Source organism: Betaproteobacteria bacterium (assembly GCA_016709965.1).
Lineage (GTDB): Bacteria > Pseudomonadota > Gammaproteobacteria > Burkholderiales > Rhodocyclaceae > Azonexus > Azonexus amarohabitans.
This window is the reverse complement of record JADJLT010000001.1, coordinates 776490-799485: the sequence shown is the minus strand read 5'-3', so window position 1 is coordinate 799485 and position 22996 is coordinate 776490. Positions and strand designations below refer to the sequence as shown.

The window sequence follows — 22996 nt, the reverse complement described above, 5'->3', positions numbered from 1 at the left end:
GCCTGGAACTCACCCGGAGGCTCCGCTTCAGCTCGTCGTCGGTTGCGGAAACGCGATCTTGATTAACCCCGAAAGGACGTTTACATGACAAATATTTTTCTTCGCAAGACCCTGGGCGCCAGCGCATTGCTATGCGCGGCCTTGTTATCAACCAACGCACTGGCCGACCGTTCGCCAGACACCTATGGCCCGGGCTATGGCATGGGTAGCATGATGGGCGGCTCTGGCATGGGCGGCATGATGGATGGCTACGGATCCGGTCACGGCATGGGTGGCTACGGCCATGGTGAAAGAATGGGCGGCCAGCGCTCAGACTGCGGCATGGGGCCCGGCATGATGGGCGGCTCCGGGTTGAGATCTGATCTGAACCTGAGCGCGGATCAACGCAGCAAGATTGCCAAGATCCAGAATGATCTGCGCCGCCAGCACTGGGCCCTGATGGGCAAAATGCTCGACGAGCAAGCGCAGATGGGCGAGCAGTATTCCTCGGATAACCCCGATGACGCGATGCTGAAAAAGACCTACAGAAATATATCGGACCTCCGACATCAGATGTTTGATCTGTCGCTCGATGCCCGGAAGCAGATCGAGGCGGTGCTCACCAAGGAGCAGCGCGAAAAGCAGAAACGCGGCTGATTAGCGATGCGAGAAACGCCCAATCGTGGCGGGTGGCCGGCAGGCTGGGCCGCCACGCCGCAAGGCGTTTCTTTTGCCGGCAAGCAATATCAACTCGCAAAGTCCGGCTCACGGTTTCATCACGAAAAAGGGAGTCTGTCCATGTATGGATTCAGTACGCAGCTAACACTGCCATTCGATAGCGCCGTCACCAAAGTTACGGAGGCACTGAAGAAGGAAGGATTCGGCGTGCTCACCGATATCGATGTCAAAGCGACCTTGAAAACCAAACTTGATATCGAGCATCGGCCGTATCGCATCCTCGGCGCCTGCAACCCGCCGCTCGCCCACCGTGCAATTGAGGCGGATCCGGACATTGGGCTGCTGTTGCCGTGCAACGTGGTGGTCCGTGAAGAAGCCGATGGAAGCATTACGGTTGCATTCATGGATCCCGAGGCAGTGTTGGGGCTGGTCGACAAACCTGAGGTGCAAGTGCTTGCCAAGGAAGTCGGGGCACTTTTGCAGAAAGTCTGCGCAAGCCTCAAGACGTAACGCTTCCTCGAAACGTCACAGCACCAGGAGAACACTATGCAGTTACTTACTATCGCCGGGATTCTGGTTGCGGCATTTTGCGTCGTCTTTGCGCTGCAAAACAATGTGCCCACTGTCGTGGAATTCATGCTTTGGCGCTTCGAAAGTTCACTGGCCATCGTGCTTCTGCTAACGCTGGCCCTTGGTGGCTTTATCGTGGCGCTGATGTCGACACCGGCCACCTTGCGACGGCAATGGGCGACAACCCGGCAGAACAAGCACATTGCCGAGCTGGAAAAAGCCTGCAGTGCTCAGAAAGAAGTCATCGCCGATCTGGAGATGCGCATCCCGGTAGTCGATAGTGAGCCAGAGGAGGCTCGTCCCTATCTTGGTCTCAAGCAAATCTTCGGCGGCATGGGGCGCAACGACAGCGTAAAAGTGAATCCCCCGCCCAAAGTTTAGGGCGGGTATGGCCGGGCAGCGCATAGCTCTCTTCCTGGATTCAGGCAGAGATGAATCAATGGGAGAACAGCATGAAATTTCGATATTTGCACAGCCTGCTGGCCACGTTGGCAATTGCAGCAAGCGGCCTTGCCATGGCCGCCAATGAGTCAGTCGAGCGCGGTCGTTACCTCGCCCAGCTCGGTGACTGTGTGGCTTGCCACACCAGCGAAAAGGGAACGGCGATGGCTGGCGGTCGGGCTTTGGACACGCCGTTTGGCAAGTTGTACTCAACGAATATCACGCCGGACAAGGCCACTGGTATTGGCAACTACACCTTCGAACAGTTCGACCGCGCCATGCGTAAAGGGGTCGCTGCTGACGGCCACAATCTCTATCCCGCCATGCCTTATCCCTCATATGCCAAGATGACGGCGGATGACATGCAGGCGCTCTACACCTATTTGATGCTAGGCCTGCCGCCCGTCCAGCTGGCCAACAAACCCTCCGAAATGCACTGGCCTTTCAACATGCGCTGGGGCCTGGCGATCTGGAACTGGTTTTTCCTCGACGATAAGCCTTTCGTAGCCACCAGCAGCAAGGATGCGACCTGGAACCGTGGCGCCTATCTGGTCCAGGGCCTGGGTCACTGTGGCGCCTGCCATACACCGCGTGGATTCCTTTTCCAGGAAAAAACAATGAGCGACTCGGGTTCAAACGGCTCGCTCTTCCTGTCCGGCGAAACGGTCGAATCCTGGCGCGCCCTGAGCCTGCGTGATCTATGGACGGTCCAAGATACCAAACTCTTCCTCAAGACAGGGCAGAACCGCTATGCAACGGCTTCGGGCAATATGGCCGACGTCATCATGCACAGCACGCAGCATGTCAGCGATGACGATCTGCTGGCCATCGCCAGCTACCTGAAATCCCTGCCAGCCGGTCCCAACGACAAGCCGATGCCGGCCAGCACGGAAAAGCTGGCAGTGGTCGCCCATGTGCCGGACAACCTGTTCAGCACCCGTGGCGGTCTCGGCTACATCCAGTTCTGCGGTGACTGTCACCGCGCTGATGGCGGCGGCGTCGAAAAAATCTTCCCACCTCTGGCCGGCAATCCTACGGTCAGTTCGAAAGATGCCTCGACGCTGGTGCATATCATGCTGACCGGTGGGCAGACTGCTGCCACGGCAACCCATCCGCGTGTGTTCGCCATGCCGGCCTTTGCCCGTCTTGCTGACACGGAAATGGCAGAGATCCTCAGTTTCGTCCGGGCTAGTTGGGGCAATGGTGCGCCCGTGGTCGATGCGGGCAATGTGGCCAAGATGCGGGCCGAACTCGATCCGAAGACGACCGATTCGAGCAAATTCGAAACGCCGCGTCTGGCCAACATGTTGCTGGCCAAGAATGCCCCGCAACTGGTCCGCGGCATGCGCCTGCACCTCGAAACCAAGGACTTTCTACCCAACAATGTTGGCGACCAGCTCAATTGCACCAGCTGCCACCTGAACGCCGGAACGGTAGCCGACGGCTCGCCCTTCGTCGGTGTTTCCGCCTTCTTCCCGAGCTATGGTGCGCGGGCCGGCAGGATCATCACGATTGAGGAACGGATCAACGGTTGCTTCCGCCGCTCGATGAACGGCAAGCCGCTGGCCAAAGATTCCGATGATATGAAAGCGATGGTCGCGTACTTCGACTGGATGAAAGGTGAAACCAAGCCGGAAGACAAAGTCGCCGGGCGTGGCGTCGGCAAGATCGACCGCTCGATGAAGCCGGATACAGACAACGGCAAGAAGATCTACGCCGACCAATGTGCGGTCTGCCACGGCGAAAACGGCGAGGGACTGAAGAACGCCGTCGGCAAGATGGTCTATCCACCGTTGTGGGGTGACGAGTCCTTCAATATCGGCGCCGGCATGGCCCGGACCTACACGGCAGCAGCCTTCGTCAAACGCAACATGCCGATCGGCTTCCATGACAAATTCCCGCTCGGCCAGGGTGGTCTATCCGACCAGGAAGCGCTCGACGTGGCCGAGTACTTCAGTCACCAGCCACGTCCGGACTTCCCGGACAAGGTCAAGGACTGGCCGAAGGATCCCAAGCCATCGGACGCACGCTATTGATCGTGCAATCGTAGTAGCCAAGAAAGCGCCCCGGAAACGGGGCCTTCAGCCAGAAAAAAGCCCCGAAAATCGGGGTTTTTTTCTGGCTGATGAGTGAAGCCAATTCTGATTTGAATGTGGCATATCAACTGAGTTTTTCATCGCTGAATGAAAAATACCTAATCGTCATTAGGCGGAGTTCGGCCAATTAAAACTTTTAAAAACTTCCCCCCCCCCCCCCCACCCCAAAGGGGGGGGGCCGGGGCGGGGCCACCCCCCCCCCCCCCCCCCCCCCCCCCCCCCCCCCCCCCCCCCCCCCCCCCCCCCCCCCCCCCCGGGGGCGGGGGGGGCCCGGCCGGGCGGCCGGGCCCCCCGCCCCCGGGCCCCGGGCCCCGGGGGCCCGGGCCCGGGCCCCCCCCCCCCCCCCCCGCCCCCCCCCCCCCCCGGGCCCGCCCGGCCCCCGCCGGGGGCCCCCCCCCGGCCCCCCCCGGGGGCCCCGCCCGCCGGCCCCCCCCCGGGCCCCCCCCCCGCCCCCCCGCCCCCCCCCCCCCCCGCCCCCCGGCGCGGGCGGGCCCCCCCGCCCCCCCCGGGGGGGGCCCCGCGGGGCGGGGGCCGCCCGCGGGGCCGGGCCCCGGGGCGCCCCCCCCCCCCCCCCCCCCCCCCCCCGCCCGCCGGGGCCGGCCGGGGGGGGCCCCGCCCCCCCCGGCGGCCCCCCCCCCCCCCCCCCCCCCCCCCGGGCCCCCCCGCGCCGCCGGGGGCGGGGCCCCCCCCCCCCCCCCCCCCGCCCCCCCGGCGGCCGCCCCCCCCCCCCCCCCCCCCCCCCTCCCCCCCCCCCCCCCCCCCCGCCCCCCGCCCCGCCCCGCCGGGGGCGCCGCCCCCGCAGGGGGGGGGGGGGGGCCGCCCCCCCCCCCCCCCCCCCCCCGGGGCCCCCCCCCCCCCCCCCCCCCCCCCGGGGGGGCGGGGGGGCCCGCCCGCCCCCCCGGGCGCCCCCCCGGCCCCCCCCCCCCCCCCCCCCCCCCCCCCCCCCGCCCGGCCGCCCGGGGGGCGCCGGGCGGGGGGCGGCGGGGGGCGGGGCGCCCCCCCCCCCCCCCCCCCCCCCCGCGCCCCCCGCCCCGGCCCCCGGCGCCCGGGGGGCCCGGGGGGCCCCGGGGGGCCCCCCGGCCCCCCCCCCCCCCCCCGCCCCCCCCCCCCCCCCCCCCCCGCCCCCCGGGCGGGGGGGCCCCGGGGGGGGGCCCCGGGGGGGGCCCCGGGGGCCGGGCCGGGGGGCCCCCCCGGCGGGGGCCCCCCCCGGGGGGCCGGGCCCCGGGGGGGGGGGGCCCGGGGGGCGGGGCGGCGGGGGGGCGCCCCTTCCCCCCCCCCCCCCCCCCCCCCGGGGGGGGGGGCGGGGCCCCCCCCCCCCGGCCGGCCCCCCCCCCCCCCCCGGGGGCCGCCGGGGGGCCCCGGGGGGGGGCGGCCCCCCCCGGCCCGGGGGGGGGGCCCCCCCCCCCCCCCCCCCCCCCCCCCCCCCCCCCGGCCCCCGGGCCCCCGCGGGCCCCCCCGCCGGGGGGGGCGGGGGGCCCCGGGGGGGGGGGGGGCCGCCCCCCCCCCCCCCCCCCCCCCCCCCCCCCCGCGCGGGGCGGGGGGGGGGGGGGGCCCGGGGGGCCCCCCGCCCCCCCCCCCCGCCCCCCCGCGCCCCCCCCCCGGGGGGCGGGGAATCCCCCCCCCCCCCGGGGGGGGGGCCCCCCCCCGCGCGCGGCCCGGGGGGGGGCGCGGGGGCGGGGGGGGCCGGGGCGCCCCGCCCGGCGGCGGGCCCGCCCCCCCCCCGGCCCCCCCCCGGGGGGGGGCCCCGGGGGTGGGGCCCCCCCCGGGGGCGGGCGCCCCCCCCCCCCCCCCCCCCCCGGGCCGGCGGGGCCCCCCCGCCCCCCGGGGGCCCCCGGGGCGCCCCCCCCCCCCCCCCCCCCCGGGCGGGCCGCCCCGCCCCCCCCCCCCCCCCCCCCCCCCCCCGGGCGGGGGGGGCCCCCCCCCCCCCCCCCCCGGGGGGGGGGGGGGCCCCCCCCGGGCGGCCCCCCCGCCCCCCCCCGGGCCGGGCGGGGGGGGGGGGAAAACCCCCCCGGGGGGGGGGGGGCGCGCCCCGGGGGGCGGCCCCCCCCCCCCCCCCCCCCCCCCCCCCCCCCCCCCCCCCCCGGGGGGCCCCCCCGCGGCCCCCCCGGGGGGGCCCCGGGGCCGGCGGGGGGGCGGGCGGGGGGCGGGGGGGGGGCCCCCGGGGCCCCCCCCCGGCCCCCGGGGGGCCCCCCCCCCCCGCCGCCCCGCCGCCCCCCCCCCCCCCCCCCCCCCCCGCCGCCCCGCCCCCCCCCCCCCGCCGGGCGCCGCGGGCGCGGCCCCCCCCCCCCCCGGCGCCCGCCCCCCCGGCCGCGCCCCCCCCCCCGCCCCCGCCGCGCCGGCCCCCGCCCCCCCCGCCGCGCGGCCGGGGGGGGGGCGCGGCCCGCGCGCCGCGCCCCGCCGCCGGGGCCGCGGGCCCCCCGGCCCGGCCCCCGGCGGGCCGCCCCGCGCCGCCCGCCCGCCCCCCCCCCGGGCCGGCCGGCCCGCGCGCGCCGCCGGGCGGCGCCGGCCCCCCCCCCCCCCCCCGCCGGCCCCGCCCCCCCCCCCCGGGCCCGCGCGGGCCCCCCCGGCCCCCGGGCGCCCCGCGGCCGCCGCCCGGGGGCGCCGGCGGGGGGCGCCCGCCCCGGGCCCCCGCGCCCTCGGCGGCGCCCCCCCCCCGGGGGGCCGCCGCCCCCCGCCCCCGCGCCCCCCCCCGCCCCCCCCCCCCCCCCCGCCCCCCCCCCCCCCCCCCCCCCCCCCCCCCCCCCCCCCCCCCCCCCCCCCCCCCCCCCCCCGGCCCCCTTCCCCCCCTGCGGAGCGGTCAGTCGTCGAATCGCCTGAAAGCAGTCGTACAATTCAATTGTCAATATTGAGTGCTTGCATGGTTTGGCGGGAAAAATAGGTAATGAATAAATCAGATCTCGAATCATTAGCGGAACTGCGCATCAAGGAAGCGGAGACCCTACTTTCATTCAGTCACTTTCACGGTGCTTACTACCTTGCCGGCTACGCACTTGAATGTGCACTAAAGGCATGCATAGCAAAAAAGGTTAATCAACACGACTTTCCCAACAAGAAGCTGGCAGAAGACAGCTACAGCCACGATCTCAGCAAACTGGTTGGGGTGGCCGGGTTGAAAACAGATTTGTCACAACGAGAGCAGAGCGACCAAGTGTTCTCGCTCAACTGGGCCGTTGCAAAGGACTGGTCTGAGAGGTCGCGTTATGAAATAGGCATCACTCAGGCGCAGGCACGAGATCTCGTTGCTGCCATATCAGACAACAACAATGGAGTGCTGCAATGGCTAAAGAATTACTGGTAACCGACGCGCTATCGGACAAGATGATTCAAGCCGGGGCCAAGCTTGTCGAGCGACTGGATGAAGATGCGTCAAACATCAAGAGCGCCCTATGGCTCTACTTTCCAGACGCTAGAAACTGGAAATTGATACTCGCATCGGAGATAGTCGAAACGGACGGGCCTAGAAAACTGTATGAAAAAATTCAAGGGGCAAACAGAAACGCGGCTGAGTCCGAGGATGTCATTTCGCTTAACGACATCAGCGTGACAACGCCCAAGCACCAACTCATCAGCATGCTAGCCATGATGATTGGCACTGGCCAAGGCATTTCAGGTATTAGGTTTACGCGAAACAATATTAATGGGATCTACATTGATGACGCCTATATATATCGCTCAATTCATTAAGCGTGTTGGCATGGCATCTCTCTATATTTAATACTGTGCCTTCGTGTCCTAGCTTACCTCCACGTTGAACGTCCGCTTTTCGTTTCGCTGACTTCCGCTCAGGGCACACATCAGCCGACCGAGGAGATAATTTCGGCGGGTCAGCGCGATGTATTTTGGTGTTCAATTGTTCCTTGCCAGGCAGGTTTCGGCAACTTGCCTGCGATCAGAGCAGTAAGCTGGCACAGGCCTATTGTCTGTCATCCGGCATGTCGTTGCGTCCGGGTGTGGTTTCATACTTTGGTTTTTCTGCTGATTTTTCCGGTTGACCGCAGTCATCAAAAAAACTGGGCTGTCCTACGCATTTCGTCCATGCATGACGATGCGGGAGGCGTACCAGACGGCGATCAGGTTCGCTGCGACGGCGACATAGCCGACCAGCGGGTAGCCGACGATGCGGCCGCTGTCGTCGAGTGAGGTAACGAAGCCGGCCAGTGTGGTGGCAAGGCCCATGGCCAGTGATTGGACGGTGCCGTTCAATGACATGAAGGTGCCGCGCAGTTTGGGTTGGGCCGATGAGGAGATGATGGCCATGGCCGGGATCATCCGCCCGGAAGTCAGGACAAAGAAGGCAGTAGTGCAGATCAGCCAGCCCCACAGCGGCACTGCGCCAACATGGGTCACCGCCAGCAAGGGCAGCATGGCGAGCAGGGCCACCTTGCGATAGACCTCGACCTTGCCGTGCTTGTCGGCCCAGTGCCCGATCAGGCGGGCGCTGATGAAGGTGGCGGAACCGCCGACCAGATAAATAATGGGGATCTGGTGCAGCGGAATGCCGACGTTATTGACCCCATAAACGGTGATGTAGGGAATGATGGTAAATCCGGAAAAAATGATCAGCGCGGAAAAGAGCAGGGCGCGCAAATGGTTGGCATCGCCGAGCACGCTGAAGGTGGCCGAGAGCAAGTGGGCGCGTTTTTCGTCGCTGAGGTGGTGCCGCAGTTCGGGCAGGAAACGCAGGCCGATGCCGATGAACATGACGCTCAATGCGCCGATGAACATGAAAGGCATCCGCCAGCCAAAATGGTTGGCCAGCCACAGCGACAGGGGCACGCCGGCAATGGTTGAAATCGAAAAGGCACTGGACACAATGCCGCTGGCTCGCGCCCGCCGGGAAAAAGGAATGGCATCGCCGATCATGGTTTGCACCAGCGCGCCCATGATGCCGCCGAAAACGCCAGCCAGGCCGCGCGCCACCATCAGCATCGAATAGCTTGGCGCCAGGCCGCAGGCCAGCGTGGCCAGTGCAAACAGGCTGAAGGCGATGAGCAACAGGCGCTTGCGTTCGAAGAGATCGACAAAAGTGGCCGCCAGGATCCCGGACACTGCAGCGCTGAAACTGTAGGAGGCGACCAGCAGCCCGAACTCGTGCGTCCCGATGCCGAAGGCCTTCATCAGGACGGGGCCGAGCGGCATCATGATCATGAAATCGAGGATGTGGCTGAACTGAATGCCGGCCAGCGTCAGCAGAAAAAAACGTTCGTCGCGGGGAGAAAGCGCGGTGCTCATGGGCGAGGGGATTCAGAAAAATTGCTGGTTCGGATGGTAAGGGCTGGCGCTTCAGGCGGGGGTAATTATTTTTGGCATGCCACACATTAGTCCTGACCCGGCCCTGGCTAGCCCAACAGAAATTTGATTTTTGGTCGAAATTTCGGGTTGACCGTAGCGATCAACTTTATCGCCATGGCCGGGGCTGCTGATCCCGGGGTGAACCAAATGGAATGTTCTGACTCCAATTCCCATGGCGCGACCAACGCGCCTGTCACAGGGGGCAGCGATGGCCGCAGACAACAGCATACTTTTCTCGCCTATCCGTATCGGGCAACTGACGTTGCCGGGGCGTTTGTTCAAGACTGCCACGGCGGAAACCCGGGCGACGCTCGATGGCTTTGCCACGCAGGCGGTGATCGACTTCTACACCCTCATCGCGCGTGGCGAAACGCCGCTGATCATCACCGGCAATATTTACGTCAGCCGCGATGGCAAATCGGCCCCGATGCAACTCGGTGCCGACCACGATGAAAAAATCCCCGGCCTCGCCAGCGTCGTGAATGCGGTGCACGCCCACGGCGGAAAATTCTTCGCCCAGCTCAACCACTGCGGGCGCCAGGTGATTCCGAATTTTGCCCAGTCACCGATTGCCTACTCGGCCTCCAACGTCAAGGACTTGCTCACCGGCACCCAGCCACAGGCGCTCACTGTGCCCGAGATCAGGCGCCTTGTCGGCTGCTACGCCGATGCGGCCGAACGCTGCCATCGCGCCGGCTTCGACGGGGTGCAACTGCACTCGGCCAACGGCTACCTGCTCAGCCAGTTCCTGACCCCCTACACCAACCGTCGCATCGACGAATACGGTGGCTCCATGGAAAACCGTACGCGCTTCCACCGCGAAATCCTGCAGGCCATCCGCGCCCGCCTGGGGCCGAACTTTCCCGTCATTATCAAAATGAACGGCTCGGACTGGTTGCCCCTGCGCGACGGCCTGAAGACCGCCGAACTGGTCGATGCGGCCGTGCACTTCGAAGCGGCCGGTTTCAACGCCGTCGAAGTCTCGGTCGGTCATTACGAATCCGGCTTCCCCATGGTCTGCGGCACCTTCAACCGCTGCCTGCGCTACATGGTCGACGGCAGCATGAGCTACCTGCCGGAACCTCGCCGCACCCTGCTGCGGGTCTTCCGGCCGCTGGTCACGATTGTTTCCAACCTGCTCTGGAAAGGACGTCAGGGCTACAACCTCGACTACACGCCGCAGTTCAAGAAAAGGCTGAGTATTCCGGTGATCTGCGTCGGCGGCTTTCGCACCCGAGACGTCATGGAAGCTGCCATCGCCCAAGGCAAATGCGACGCCGTCTCGGCCGGCCGTGCCTACATTGCCGACCCCTTCTTCTATCGTCACACGCGCGACAGGCAGCCCGGGCCGCGCTGCGTTGATTGCAGCGGCTGCGTCGGCCATCTTGGCGCCAAGCCAGCCGAGTGCTACCACCCGACGGTCAAGGCCGAAAAGGATGCCATGCTGGCGCGGGAAGGCGGGCTGGCCGGTTAAAGGCGCTCACCGTACCCAATGCGCTAACTGCAAGCCGGCATGGCCACTGCCTGCAACACCTGCCCGAGCTGCATATCCTGAGCCGCAACGCACAAGTCGCCTGCGCATGAGATTCCCCAGCATTTCCAGTGGCGCCGCCACCTGCCAGATTAGAAACAGGTGCCCAAAGCACCACACGCCTTTCATCCATTGACCGGAGACTATCCATGATCAAGGACTAGTTGGGCAATGCTTGCAAGGGCATCGCCGTTGACGAGGGGGGGCTAGGCGCCGGACAGTGCCGCACCCTACACCGCCATCATGGCCGACATCCCCAATTGCACCAACGTCCAGCCGGCGGACCAGATCAGCAAAGTTCTGATCGACGCCAGCCGCAGCAATATCGGGGAGCTGCATTTGCGCCGCGCGGACTGAAGCCAAAAGGCAAGACTGGAATCATTTCATTTTTGCCTGTTTTTGCCGGTTGACCGCAGGATGCGGGATGGCTTGGCTGCAAAAAGCGAATTAGAAGTTCGGTCGATTGGTCATCAACTAGGAATAGCCGACTCCGGCAGCATTCGCTGCTCAACACCGCGTGCATCGCAGCACTGACTCTTACGCCATTCAGTACGCATCTCCTAAGCAAATGGCCCGCACTCAGGCGGGCCATTGCAGGGACGGTACGGATCACTTACTTGGAGACGGCGTCCTTGGCCTTTTGGGCGCCGGCTTCTGCCGCTGCCTTGACTTCGGCGCCAGCTTTCTCAGCGGCTTCCTTGGTCTCAGCGGCGACTTTTCCTGCAGCTTCCTTGGCCTTGTCGGCCGTTTCAGCGGCGGCAGTCTTGGCTTCTTCGGCTGCCTTTTCGGCGTTGGCCTTGGCGGCCTCACCCACTGCCTTGGCGGCGTCACCCGTCTTTTCCGCCGCCGACTTTGCGGCATCGCCAGCTGCCTTGACAGCCTCTTCGGCCGCCTTGTTGGCGGTGGCAACGGGATCCTCTTTCTTGCCGCAAGCGGAAACCGCTGCCGAAATGGCGACGATGGCGATCAGGGTACGCAGGAGTGAGTTGGTCTGGGTCATTGTTTTCTTCCTTCAGGTTCGGGAGAGTGGATACCAATACAGGGCTATGGACGATCCCCGGCAATTGCCTTGATGTGCGTTTGCCGGTTCGTCACCAAGGAAACTAACGCGCATGGTCCGGAATTGGAATACGCCGCGCATGAATTATTTCCGTTCCGTCAGGCAAATGCCTCTGAACGCGTTGATGCTCATGAACGTCGGTACACTGCGTATCGCCGTGGTCAAGTTCGGTCAAGCTCGGTCACGTAGCAGCCTCGCCTTGTCGATTAAAATGCCCGGATGATTTCCAATTCCATCTGGTTCCTGCTGGTCGGCGGCTTGCTGCTGTTTATGGCACTGACCTACTCGCGGCTCAAGTACTTGCCGGTGACCTCGGCCATTATTTATCTGGCTGTCGGCTTGCTGGTCGGGCCAACCGTGCTCAACGTCTTCCACTTCAATCCCTTGAAGCAGTCGGGTTTGCTGGAAGTGCTGACCGAAGTCGCCGTGTTGATCTCCCTGTTTTCCGCTGGCGTAAAAATGCCGACACCGGTCAGTTTTAGGCGTTGGCGCACCCCTGTCCTGCTGGCAACGGTGTCGATGACGGCAAGCGTCGCGATGGTGGCCGCTTTCGCCTATTACGTTCTCGAGTTGCCGTTGGGGGCCTGCGTTCTGCTCGGCGCCATCGTCGCCCCGACTGATCCGGTGCTGGCCACCGATGTCCAGATTCGCCACCCCGGCGACCACGATCTGTTGCGCTTTAACCTGACCTGCGAAGCCGGCATGAACGACGGCAGCGCTTTCCCCTTTGTCATGCTCGGTATGGGACTGCTTGGCTTGCATGAAATCGGCGATCACGGCATGCGCTGGGTGTTGCTGGATGTGGTCTGGGCGACCGTCGCCGGCATCGCCGTCGGCGTCCTCGCTGGCACGACGTTGGCGCGGCTGGTCTGGAAAATTCGCGGCCATAAACAGGACCGTGAAATGATGGACGATTTTCTTGGTCTGGGATTGATCGGGGTTGTCTATGGCGTTAGCGTACTGATTGACGCATGGGGCTTTCTGGCGGTGTTCTTTGCTGCCGTTGCCTTGCATCAGACCGAGCTGAAACTGGCCGGTGCAGCCAACAAGGTGCCGACAATTCAGCAAGATCTGGCGTTGACCGTATCAAGGTCCGAGGCTAACGCTTTTCCCAGCATCAGTATGCCTACGCCGGTCATCGCCGATCCGCCGACGCTGGTCAGCGAAGCCTCACTGGTTTTCAAGGAACATTTGGAGCGTCTGTCGGAGGTTCTGCTTATTCTTCTGGTCGGCGGAATGCTTTTCGTCAATTCGTGGAGTTGGCCGGCCGTTGGCTTCGCCCTGTTCCTGTTTTTCGTTGTGCGTCCGGTCAGTGTGGTGATGGGCATGGCGGGCAGTCATACCCCGTGGCGCATGCGCGGCCTGATCGGTTGGTTCGGTGTGCGTGGTATCGGCTCTTTGTATTATTTGATGTATGTAATCCAGCACGGCTTGCCCGAGCCAATGGCTTTGCAGCTGATTCAGCTGACCCTGGTTGTGGTTACCCTGTCGATCGTCATGCACGGCGCCAGCGTAAAACCCTTGATGAATGTTTTTTGGCGGCGCAAGTCGCCACATTAGGCGCTTGGGGCGCTTTAACCGCTTGAGTGCCTTGGCGCAGGCCTCCCTTGTTTTGTGCGAACCAAATGGGGTATTGGCGTTCAAATCGCAAGTGGTCGCTATCGAAACGACATTAGCCAAACTGGGACATCTTTCGACTGGCTACATCTCCCCATTCAAGAACAAGAGGCATGCCATGAACACTTCACTGAATTGCCGCCCGCCAGGTATTCTGGCCGCCATTTCCGTCGTCCTGGCATCGATTGCCATGCCGGTTGTCGCCGATGATCTCATGTTCAAGCTCTCCGGCGACATGGAGGTTCCGTCGGTCAATACTGCGGCCACCGGAGAAGGGGCTATCACCATCAAGCCCGACATGAGCGTTACGGGCAAAGTCATGACCCGTGGGCTGGACGGCACCATGGCCCATATCCATCTGGGAAAAGCCGGCACCAATGGTCCGGTCGTCATCACGCTGAGCAAGAGTGGCAACAATGGGTGGATAGTTCCAGAAGGCAGCAAACTCGGCGAGGCCGAATACAAGGCTTACAAAGCCGGCGAGTTGTACGTCAATGTCCATAGCGCCGATCACAAACCCGGAGAGATTCGTGGGCAGTTGCTACCGCCCGCGGCGCCGACATCGAGCTACTGAAACCAGTTACGTCCAATATTAATGAGCCAAACCCTATACGACTTCAGTGCACTGCTCCTGAACGGTGATCTGCAGACATTCGACGCCTACCGAGGCAAGATTTTGCTGATCGTCAATACCGCCAGCCAGTGCGGCTTTACCCCCCAATACACGGGCCTGGAAGAGCTTTATCGGACTTACCAGGAAAAGGGCCTGATTGTTCTCGGCTTCCCCTGCAATCAGTTCGGCGGACAGGAGCCGGGCGACGCAGAGGCCATCGGCCAATTCTGTCAGACCCGTTTTGACCTCAGCTTCCCGCTCTTTGCCAAGATCGATGTCAATGGCGACAACGCCCATCCGCTCTATGCATGGCTCAAGCATGAAGCGGCCGGCATCCTTGGCACCGAGGCCATCAAATGGAATTTCACCAAATTTCTTGTCGACCGTAACGGCAAGGTCATCCATCGCTATGCACCGGCTACCCGACCGGATGAACTGGTGGAAGCCATCGAGGCGCTGCTTTAGCCCATCGTCGTGAGGTAACGACAAAAAGCTGCCCGACGCCGCTGATCAGCGCAATCGTTTCACTTTCCATCCATTGACCAGAGCACGCGCATTGCCAAACCAAGGAGTTTTCCATGCAATCCCAACTACACACCATGAACAACCTGTTCGCCCAACTCGGACTGCCGTCCGATGACGTGGCGATTGAGAAATTCATCACCGCCCACCGCCCGCTGGACAACGATATCGCCTTGTATCGCGCGTCATTCTGGAGCGTTGCACAACGCGATTTTCTCAAGGAAGAAATCATCGAAGACGCTGACTGGGCCTCGGTTATCGACGAACTCAACGGTCGCCTGCGCTAGACCCATTCATGGTGGCAGGCGATGACATCAGTTCCCTGCCAAAGCCGCGTGATAGCCAATTCGTTGGGTCAGGCAGGCGAGGCATGGCGATGGAAAATGAGGCTGCAGGAAGATCCTCTGATGCCTTTGCAGTGGGTAGTGACGGCTATCGAAACGTCATTGACGTTTCCTGGCTGTTCATCATTGACTGGCGGAATTTCAAAAAAACTGATTGGCATCCATCTTGCGTCTAATTGATTTCACCATCGTCATCCGGTGATGGTGTCATATCAACGCAGGAGGAGCTAAATTGAAAAAATTCATCGCAATTACCCTGGTCGCAGTCGCCGGCGGTTTTAGTACGGCAGCCATCAGTGCCGCCGAGTTTGGCAACGCAGTGGAAGCAAAGGCAATGCTGGAAAAGGCCGTCGTCGCCGTCAAGGCTGACAAGGCCACCGCCTTGGCCCAAATGGCCAAGGGTGAAAATGGCTTTCGGGATCGTGACCTCTATCCCTTCTGTGGTGGCCCTGACGGCAACTTCAGCGCGCACCCGAGCCTGACCGGGAAAAGCATGAAGGATCTGATGAGCAAAACCGGCGAGCCGGTAGGTGCCAAGCTATACGGTGCGGCCAAGGAAGGCGCTATTTCCGAAGTGTCATATATGTGGCCACGCCCGGGCTCAGCCGAGCCAGTACAAAAATACAGCTACGTGACCAAAATCGGTGACCAAGTCTGCGCCGTGGGCTATTACAAGTAACAAGCAAGCCCTGGGTGTAGCTCACCTTTGCCGATCTTTCGGCAAAAAATAGCGTGATCAAATCAATGGCTCGCCTCTTTGGGGCGGGTCATTGTCGTTTATTAGCGACGCTGTTGGCAGAAAAAGCCGGCGTGGCACCAAGCGGGCAGGAGTTTTCATGTCGTCGGATAGCGACGGCGATGCAGCGGGTATAGTTCACGCTTCTCCCCCGGCCCGACACTGTTCGATGTCGTCCTCGACGCCACCTACTGTCTGAAAGAATCGCGATGCCGCTCAAGAACCAGATCCAGCTGATCTGCTACCCCAACCGGATTGGCGAAGATCTCGCCGACCTTGCCGGATTCCTGGAAACACGCCTGGCCGATTTGATCGGTGGCGTTCACCTTCTGCCGTTCTATCCCTCAAATGCCGATGCCGGCTTTTCGCCATTGACGCATATGGCGGTGGATCAAGACTTGGGCGACTGGTCAGATGTCGAGCGAATCAGCCGGCGCTTCGACCTGTGCGTCGACCTGATCCTCAACCACATTTCCGACGCCTCGCCAGAGTTTATCGATTTCCAGCAAAACGGCTTCGCGTCGCCCTATGCCGACCTTTTCGTGCATCTCGAACGGCTGGGCGAGCCGACGCCGGACGATCTGTCGCGCATCCACATCCGCAAGGAGAAAGAGCCTTTCCGTGAAGTGCTTTGCGCCAACGGCGACCACAGTCGTGTCTGGTGCACGTTTACCGAACATCAGATCGATCTCAATTTTGCCTCGCCACAGACCTATGAACTCATGGATCGCTACATGGCGTTTCTGACTCAGCGCGGCGTCCGGCTGTTTCGTCTCGATGCGTTCGGGTACACCACCAAGCGCCTGGGCAGCACCTGCTTTCTGGTCGAACCCGAGGTCTATGGCATTCTCAACTGGTTCCGCGACAAGGCTCAAACCTACGGGGCAGAAGTCCTGCCTGAAGTGCACGATCACCCAAGCTACCAGCACGCCATCTCCCGTGAGGGGATGCTTCCGTATGCCTTCGCGCTGCCACCGCTGGTGCTCTTCGCCCTGCTGGATGTCGACAGCCGGCATCTCAAAGCCTGGCTGCGCATGTGTCCGCAACGGCAAATTACCGTGCTCGACACCCACGATGGCATCTGCATTCCGGATGTCGAAGACTTGTTGCCCGAGTCGAAAATTCGCGAACTGGTCGAAAACGTATCGACCCGTGGCGGCGATTCCATCCTCCGTCGCTCCGCTGCCAACGTGCACAGCGTCGGCGCCATTTACCAGCTCACCTGCACCTTCTACGACGCGCTGAAACAAAACGACGACGCCTACCTTTGCGCCCGTGCCATCCAGTTCTTTACCCCTGGTATCCCGCAGGTTTACTACGTGGGCCTGTTCGCCGGCAGCAACGATGTTGAACTCATGGAAAGCTCGGGCGAATCGCGTGACATCAACCGCCATTTTTATACGCTGGCCGAAGCCGACGAAGCTCTGGAAAAACCGGTCGTCAAGCGCCTGCTGAGCCTGATGCGTTTTCGCAATCAATACCCCGCCTTTGCCGGGCGCTTCGAGTTGCAATCGAGCAATCGCAGCTCACTGGCCATGGGCTGGCGCCTCGATCAACACTATTGTCACCTGCTGGTTGACCTGAATTTCAACACGGCAACGATTACCTACCGAGACGAATCCTCTGGCGACGAGCTTTGTTTCCGCTGCTGATTTGGCAATGCCGTGACCTTGATCGGCAACCCATCGCCCGAAGCGACGGTGCCAGTGTTCAATTTCAATTCAGCCGCTGCAGGCCACAAGTCCGCCCTTGCAATTTATTGAATCTGCTTTTCCTTGGACAACCACGTCAGCAAGGTTTCAAACAACTTTTCGGGAACAACGGGCTTGCCGATGTGCTCGTTCATGCCAGCTTCGAGACAGATTTGGCGGTCTTCTTCGAAAGCGTTCGCGGTCATCGCCAGAATGGGCGTCGTGGCATGGTTCGGCAGTAAACGAATGGCACGTGTTGCGTAGATCCCATTCAGTTTTGGCATCTGCATCTCCATCAGTATCAGGTCGTAGGTGTTTTCACGGGCGAGTGCTACGGCTTCGAGACCATTCTCGGCGAGATCAACCTGGAGTCCTGCATCCTCCAGCAACCCGCAGGCAACCTCCTGATTGATCGGTTCATCCTCAGCCAGCAGCACTCTGCTACCTGCAAATTTCGATTTCAGCAGTGTTTCAGGCAATTGGTTCGTCATCTCCAGCGGCCGGCTTACGGTGTCTGCCGATTTTTGAAGCGTGACGGTAAACCAAAAGGTGCTGCCAACGCCGGGCTCGCTATCGACACCGATATCACCACCCATGAGATTGACCAGTCGCCTGGAAATTGCCAGGCCCAGGCCGGTCCCGCCAAATTTTCGGGTCATCGAATTATCAGCTTGCTCAAACGCCGTAAACAGCCGTTGTTGCGCTTCCGGAGAGATGCCGATGCCGGTGTCAATCACTTCAAAACGCAGCGTTATGCTCTCGAATTGCGCCTGGATTTTGATTACACGTACGGAAATATGCCCCTGCGGAGTGAACTTGATCGCATTTGCCGTCAGGTTGAGCAACACTTGACTCAGACGCAAGGGGTCGCCCACCAGAGCCTGCTGCGCCAGTTCGTCAGGAAAGACAATTTCAAGTCCGAGCCCCTTCTCACTGGCGCGCAGACTGATCATGCTGCTGAAATGCTCGAATACAGCGCTCAACTGGAAAGTCGTTTTTTCGAGCGTCAGGCGTTCGGCCTCGATTCTTGAAATATCCAGGATGTCGTTGATGATATCCAGCAGGTGACGGGATGCCAACTGAGCCTTGGACAAGTGGTCGCGCTGTTTTGTATCGCTGGCAAGACGCAGCGCCAAGGCGGTCATTCCCATGATGGCATTCATCGGTGTGCGCAATTCGTGACTCATGTTGGCAAGGAAAGTACTCTTCGCCCGACTGGCTGTTTCGGCCGCCTCCTTGGCAATCGACAGGGCAGCGGTGCGCTCCTCGACCAGTGATGCCAGATTGCTGCGGTGGCGTTCCAGTTCATCCTCGGTTTTCTTGCGTTCCGTCACGTCACGGAAAGACCAGAGGCGAGCATGGTCACCCGGCAAGTCGATGGCAGCAGAATAGCGCTCAAAGACCTTTCCATCCTTGAAGTGCAAAATGTCGAAGCTCGAATCCAGACTGCCATAAAGTCGTTGAACTTCACGCAGAAAACCATCGGGATCGAGTAATTGCGCAAGGACGAATGTCAATAGCTGGTCATCGTCGCCGGCGCTAAATAACGCATCGGGAATACTCCACAGGGTCTGGAAACGCTTGTTCGCAGTGAGGACCTTGCCATTCGCCCCAATGACCAGGATGCCTTCATCGCTGGCATCCAGCGTTCCTCGCAAAATGGCTTGGCTACGTTGGAGATTGTTCTGTGAATGAACCCGGTCAGTAATGTCTCTGGAAGAATTGAACAGCACGATTTCGCCATCCAGCGTCAGAGGATTCCCGGTCACCTCGACGTCCAGAATGCTTCCATCTTTACGCTGATGCCTGGTTTCAAACTTCATTGTTTCGGATTGGCCATATTGTTTGGCCAATACATCATTCAGTTGCTCGGCATTGAAAAATGCATCCCAATGGCGGACGTTCATGCCCATGATTTCCGAGCGTTCGTAACCCAGCATCCGGCAGAAGGAGTCGCTAGCCTCGATCACATTTCCTTGTTTATCGAGAATATGAATCCCGTCGCTGGCATTGTGCAGAAGTAGCTGATTTTTGTGACTTTCACGAATCAGCAAGCCGTCACTTTTTTCCTGATGCCGAACAATCCTGAGCAACACCATGGTCGCGATGGCCAGTGCCAGACAACTTCCAGCGGCGAGAAGGGCGATAACGCCGCTGGCGTGCCGCCAGTTTGCAAGAACGAACTCCTCCGTGATGGTCAAGTTGATGATCATCGGAAAACGTTCCAGAACCCGCACGGCACCGATGCGGGGAACTGCCTGACCGCCTTCCGAGAATCGCGGACCGCGAAAATAGACGACGTCGTGCAATTTTTTCAATTCTTGAACGACGTGGTAGGAGCTTCCACTGAGGTTCTTCTTGCCGATGGATTCATCCATTCTTGGCCATCGGGTCAGTACCGAGAAGTCTCGACGGTAGAGCGTGACAGCAGCACCTTCGCCAAGATTTTCCGCCAGGCGCCCATAAAAATTGCTGAATTGTTCTACCGAAATACCGACCAGGACCATGCCCAGAAAATTGCCCTGTGGATCGTTAAGTCGGTGGCTTAGATAAAAAACCCACTTGCCGTTGCCTTTGTTGCGAACCGGGTCGCTGATGAATATGTCTTGCGAAGGATTGTCTCTTCGTTCCTTGAAATAATCACGATCGGACAAATTGATCGATGGGGCAGGGAAGCCACGGGTAAAGTTGATGACGTCCCCATTGGCTGCAACGATCGTCGCCACATCAATCTGTGGCAGGCTTGTTATCTTGTCTTTCAGGCTTTCGTGTATTGCTTTGGTTTTCGCGATCAGGCGCAGTTCGGTGTCATCGCGAATATTCATCGCTTCAAGAACGTCAGCAATGCTATCCATGGCAAGCTGCGCGGAGGACATGGTCTCAAAAGACTGCTGAGCCAGCACCATTGAAAGATTGGCCAATTGCTGGCGTGCGCTCTCCAGTTCCCGATCACGAAGATAGAGTGTGGAAACAATCGAAATGCTGATGATGAGAAAGATGAGGAGTCCGGCCGCTCCCAAAACGATACGGCCAGTACGCAAGCTTGTTAACTTCATATGATTTATGCAAAGGCAATTAGCCTAAAAAACAATGGCTTCGATATTACCTTAGGCATAGATCGCATGTGAGCGCTATTCACCTAATCGATGGACTTCCCTGCAAAAAATACCGGGGAAACGGTTAAGCACTTGCTAGCCGCTACTCACGGGATTTTTCATTCAAAACGAATGGCATTCCTACGCGGATAGCCATTTCAACAGCGTCTCATAGAGGCGCTCAGGGCTGAATGGCTTGGTGACATAGTCCTTCATGCCCGCCTGCAGGCAGCTTTTACGATCTTCCGTGAAGGCATTTGCGGTCATCGCGATAATCGGGGTTTTCTGGTTGCAGGACTCGGCAAGAATCACCCGTGTCGCCGTAATCCCGCTCATCACCGGCATCTGCATGTCCATCAGGATGGCTGCATAGTCCTCGCGAGTCGCGTGCTGCACCGCTTCCTCGCCATTTTCTGCGACATCGACCAACAGGCCGACCTGCTCAAGCATGTCACGGGCGACCTCCTGATTGATGACTTCATCTTCGACCAGCAAAATGCGTTTTCCGGCATGCAGTCGGAGAATCTGGCTGGCGTCGGATTCAACCAGCGGCTTGGCCGGATCAACGACTGAATGGACGGACTTGGGTAATTCAATCTCGAACCAGAAAGTGCTGCCATGCCCAGGGGTGCTCTCAACGTCGATTGTTCCGCCCATCAGGCCGAGAAGGCGTTTGCTGATCGCCAGCCCCAAACCCGTGCCACCGTATTTTCGGCTCATCGAACTGTCGGCCTGTTCGAACGGGGAGAAAAGCCGCTGCTTTTCCTCGGCACTCAGACCAATGCCCGTATCAACAATTTCGAAGCGTAAATGAGCTGTGCTCGGGCTGGATTCACGCTCGATCACGCGGACGGATACGCTGCCATGGTCGGTGAATTTGACCGCATTGGCGACCAGATTGATCAGTACCTGCCCGAGGCGCAGCGGGTCGCCGGTGAAGGCCTGTTCCAGCAGGTTTGACGGTAGTTCGGTATTGAGTTTCAGCCCTTTGGCGCGAGCCTTGTCATCGACCAGACTGACGAGTTTTTCGAAGATCGGCCAGAGCTTGAAGTCGGTGCTTTCCAGTATCAGTCGGTCGGCTTCGATCTTGGAGATATCGAGGATGTCGTTGATGACGGAGAGCAGGTGATCTGCGGCGGATCGGGCCTTGTCGAGCTGATCTTTGCCTTTTACGTCGTCCATTCTGGCGCGCGCCAGCCGGATCATGCCGGTAATGCCATTGAGCGGTGTGCGCAGCTCATGGCTCATGTTGGTAAGGAACGTGCTCTTGGCACGGCTGGCTGCCTCGGCGGCATCCTTGGCCGAGCGAAGCTCCGCCGTCCGTGCCTTGACCAGGAGTTCCAGATGGCTGCGGTAGGCATTGAGTTCGTGTTCCGAGCGCTTGCGTTCCGTGATGTCGCGAGTGACCGCCAAATGGGCAATGGCGCCCGCGACTTCGACCGGCACGGCATGGGACTCCAGGATTCGGCGGGTTCCAGTCAGGCCGATCACCGAGAATTCAAGCGTTCCGCTTTCGCCGTTGATCACCCGCTGATGTAGGTCGGCAAAGGCCTGGCGGTCTTCGGGGGCAACCAGGTCGAGGACGAAATGCCCAGCAACCTGATCGATGGAGGAAGCATCGATCAGCCCCAGACCGGCGGGATTCATCTGTAACAATCGACCGTCCTTGTCCAGAAGCTTCACGCACTCTGGCTCGGTCGCGATGATGGTTCGGAGTTGTCCTTCGCTGAGTTCGAGGCGCTTGCGGTCTAGTTCCGAACGAGTCAGCATCTTGAAAAGCAGCGTGCCAAGCAGCGCGGACAAAATCAGGAAGCCGGCAACCAGCGCGGCTGTCTTGTAGACCTCGGCACGCCAGCCGGCCAGATAGTGATTGCCGGATATTCCGACGATGGCAATCATGGGCGCATTGTCCAAACGCTGGAACGAAAGCATTTGATCGGCCCCATCCGGTGAGTTTGACAGTTGGTAGGTCGCGGATTTCACGCCAGATTCGATCAGTTTTAGAAATTCCGGCGATCCGCCGGCGTCGCCTACCTGGCCATCCGGACGGTCGGGGAGCGCAGGGGTGCGCGTGACCAGCCCATTGTCCTTATCGCGCAGAATGAGGGTGCTGTCGGGCGGCAGTTGATATTGTTTCAGCAGCTCGGCGAAATAGCTGACCGCTATGGGGGCCGATACCACACCGGCAAAACGCCCATCCGGAGCATTGAATCGACGGGAAAAATTAACAATATATTGCTTTGCTATCCGCCCCCAGCGGGGCTTGGCAAAGCGCATTCCCTCGTCAGCATTATTGCGGTGATAGATGAAATAGTCGCGGTCCGCCCATGATGCGGCTTCCGTCCGGTCTACGCCCGTCCCCAGAAAAACCAGGCCGGATGCATCAGCGATGCGCATGCCTTCGAGTTCGGGCAGTCGTTTTTGTTGGCGGGCAATGTAAGCGTTGATCGACGACTCATCGATTCCACCTGCCGCCAGTTGTTGTTCGAGCTCATCAACCACGACATGCAGCGCCAGATCAATGCTGCGAATACTGCCGGAAACGGATTGATCCAGCGAACGGACGGCGTTTTGGGTCAGTGCCTGTGCTTGTTTTTCGTAGAGCGTCCTGCTGTGCTCCAGCGAATAAAAGGCCAAAACAAATACCAGGATGTTCGCGCCGAGCAGCCCCATCACCAGAAGTATGCGAGCGCGCCAGCCAGTATTCATGTTTGTGGAACTGATCATGTGA

17 protein-coding genes are annotated in these 22996 nt (G+C 61.3%); 13 read left to right on the top strand and 4 right to left on the bottom strand.

Annotated elements, in window-relative coordinates; translation table 11 throughout:
- The first annotated feature begins 84 nt into the window (after positions 1–84).
- The 6 genes from IPJ12_04025 to IPJ12_04000 all read left to right on the top strand — a co-directional run bounded on the left by IPJ12_04025 (position 85) and on the right by IPJ12_04000 (position 7448).
- Positions 85–636 (top strand): Spy/CpxP family protein refolding chaperone, encoded by a 552-nt coding sequence (locus tag IPJ12_04025; protein ID MBK7646337.1) that lies wholly within the window; start codon positions 85–87, stop codon positions 634–636.
- Positions 637–777: 141 nt separating this feature from the next.
- On the top strand, positions 778–1167 hold the full coding sequence (locus IPJ12_04020; GenBank protein ID MBK7646336.1) for a DUF302 domain-containing protein: 390 nt from the start codon (positions 778–780) through the stop codon (positions 1165–1167).
- Positions 1168–1203: 36 nt separating this feature from the next.
- The gene (locus tag IPJ12_04015) at positions 1204–1608 is read left to right on the top strand and encodes a LapA family protein (GenBank protein MBK7646335.1); all 405 of its coding nucleotides are present in this window, start codon (positions 1204–1206) and stop codon (positions 1606–1608) included.
- Between the two features lie 71 nt (positions 1609–1679).
- Positions 1680–3704, top strand: a complete 2025-nt coding sequence (locus IPJ12_04010) for a c-type cytochrome (GenBank protein ID MBK7646334.1) — start codon at positions 1680–1682, stop codon at positions 3702–3704.
- A gap of 2941 nt (positions 3705–6645) precedes the next feature.
- Positions 6646–7062 carry a HEPN domain-containing protein gene (locus IPJ12_04005; protein MBK7646333.1) on the top strand — a complete coding sequence of 139 codons (417 nt, stop codon included), beginning with the start codon at positions 6646–6648 and terminating at the stop codon, positions 7060–7062.
- Complete coding sequence (locus tag IPJ12_04000) at positions 7041–7448, top strand: hypothetical protein (protein MBK7646332.1); 408 nt, start codon at positions 7041–7043, stop codon at positions 7446–7448. Before IPJ12_04005 ends, IPJ12_04000 begins: the two co-directional genes overlap by 22 nt.
- Before the next feature lie 336 nt (positions 7449–7784).
- On the opposite strand, the gene IPJ12_03995 is transcribed toward IPJ12_04000, so the two are convergent.
- Positions 7785–8996 (bottom strand): MFS transporter, encoded by a 1212-nt coding sequence (locus tag IPJ12_03995; GenBank protein ID MBK7646331.1) that lies wholly within the window; start codon positions 8994–8996, stop codon positions 7785–7787.
- A gap of 268 nt (positions 8997–9264) precedes the next feature.
- Here IPJ12_03995 and IPJ12_03990 point away from each other — a divergent pair, with 268 nt between their 5' ends.
- Positions 9265–10530: an NADH:flavin oxidoreductase gene (locus IPJ12_03990; protein MBK7646330.1), complete on the top strand. Its 1266-nt coding sequence runs from the start codon at positions 9265–9267 to the stop codon at positions 10528–10530.
- 670 nt (positions 10531–11200) lie between these two features.
- Here IPJ12_03990 and IPJ12_03985 read toward each other — a convergent pair.
- Positions 11201–11587: a hypothetical protein gene (locus tag IPJ12_03985; protein ID MBK7646329.1), complete on the bottom strand. Its 387-nt coding sequence runs from the start codon at positions 11585–11587 to the stop codon at positions 11201–11203.
- A gap of 282 nt (positions 11588–11869) precedes the next feature.
- Here IPJ12_03985 and IPJ12_03980 point away from each other — a divergent pair, with 282 nt between their 5' ends.
- The 6 genes from IPJ12_03980 to gtfA all read left to right on the top strand — a co-directional run bounded on the left by IPJ12_03980 (position 11870) and on the right by gtfA (position 17131).
- Entirely contained in the window at positions 11870–13207 is a 1338-nt protein-coding gene (locus IPJ12_03980; GenBank protein ID MBK7646328.1) for a cation:proton antiporter, read from the top strand.
- Positions 13208–13382: 175 nt separating this feature from the next.
- Positions 13383–13838, top strand: coding sequence for a CHRD domain-containing protein (locus IPJ12_03975; GenBank protein MBK7646327.1), 456 nt, complete (start codon positions 13383–13385; stop codon positions 13836–13838).
- 21 nt (positions 13839–13859) lie between these two features.
- Positions 13860–14342 carry a glutathione peroxidase gene (locus IPJ12_03970; GenBank protein MBK7646326.1) on the top strand — a complete coding sequence of 161 codons (483 nt, stop codon included), beginning with the start codon at positions 13860–13862 and terminating at the stop codon, positions 14340–14342.
- A 113-nt stretch (positions 14343–14455) separates the two neighbouring features.
- Positions 14456–14686 (top strand): DUF2789 domain-containing protein, encoded by a 231-nt coding sequence (locus IPJ12_03965; protein ID MBK7646325.1) that lies wholly within the window; start codon positions 14456–14458, stop codon positions 14684–14686.
- Between the two features lie 391 nt (positions 14687–15077).
- On the top strand, positions 15078–15422 hold the full coding sequence (locus IPJ12_03960) for a cache domain-containing protein (protein ID MBK7646324.1): 345 nt from the start codon (positions 15078–15080) through the stop codon (positions 15420–15422).
- Positions 15423–15688: 266 nt separating this feature from the next.
- On the top strand, positions 15689–17131 hold the full coding sequence (gene gtfA / locus IPJ12_03955; GenBank protein ID MBK7646323.1) for a sucrose phosphorylase: 1443 nt from the start codon (positions 15689–15691) through the stop codon (positions 17129–17131).
- Positions 17132–17235: 104 nt separating this feature from the next.
- Here gtfA and IPJ12_03950 read toward each other — a convergent pair whose 3' ends face one another.
- The gene (locus IPJ12_03950; GenBank protein MBK7646322.1) at positions 17236–20226 is read right to left on the bottom strand and encodes a response regulator; all 2991 of its coding nucleotides are present in this window, start codon (positions 20224–20226) and stop codon (positions 17236–17238) included.
- A 180-nt stretch (positions 20227–20406) separates the two neighbouring features.
- Positions 20407–22992 carry a response regulator gene (locus IPJ12_03945; GenBank protein ID MBK7646321.1) on the bottom strand — a complete coding sequence of 862 codons (2586 nt, stop codon included), beginning with the start codon at positions 22990–22992 and terminating at the stop codon, positions 20407–20409.
- Positions 22993–22996 lie beyond the last annotated feature (4 nt).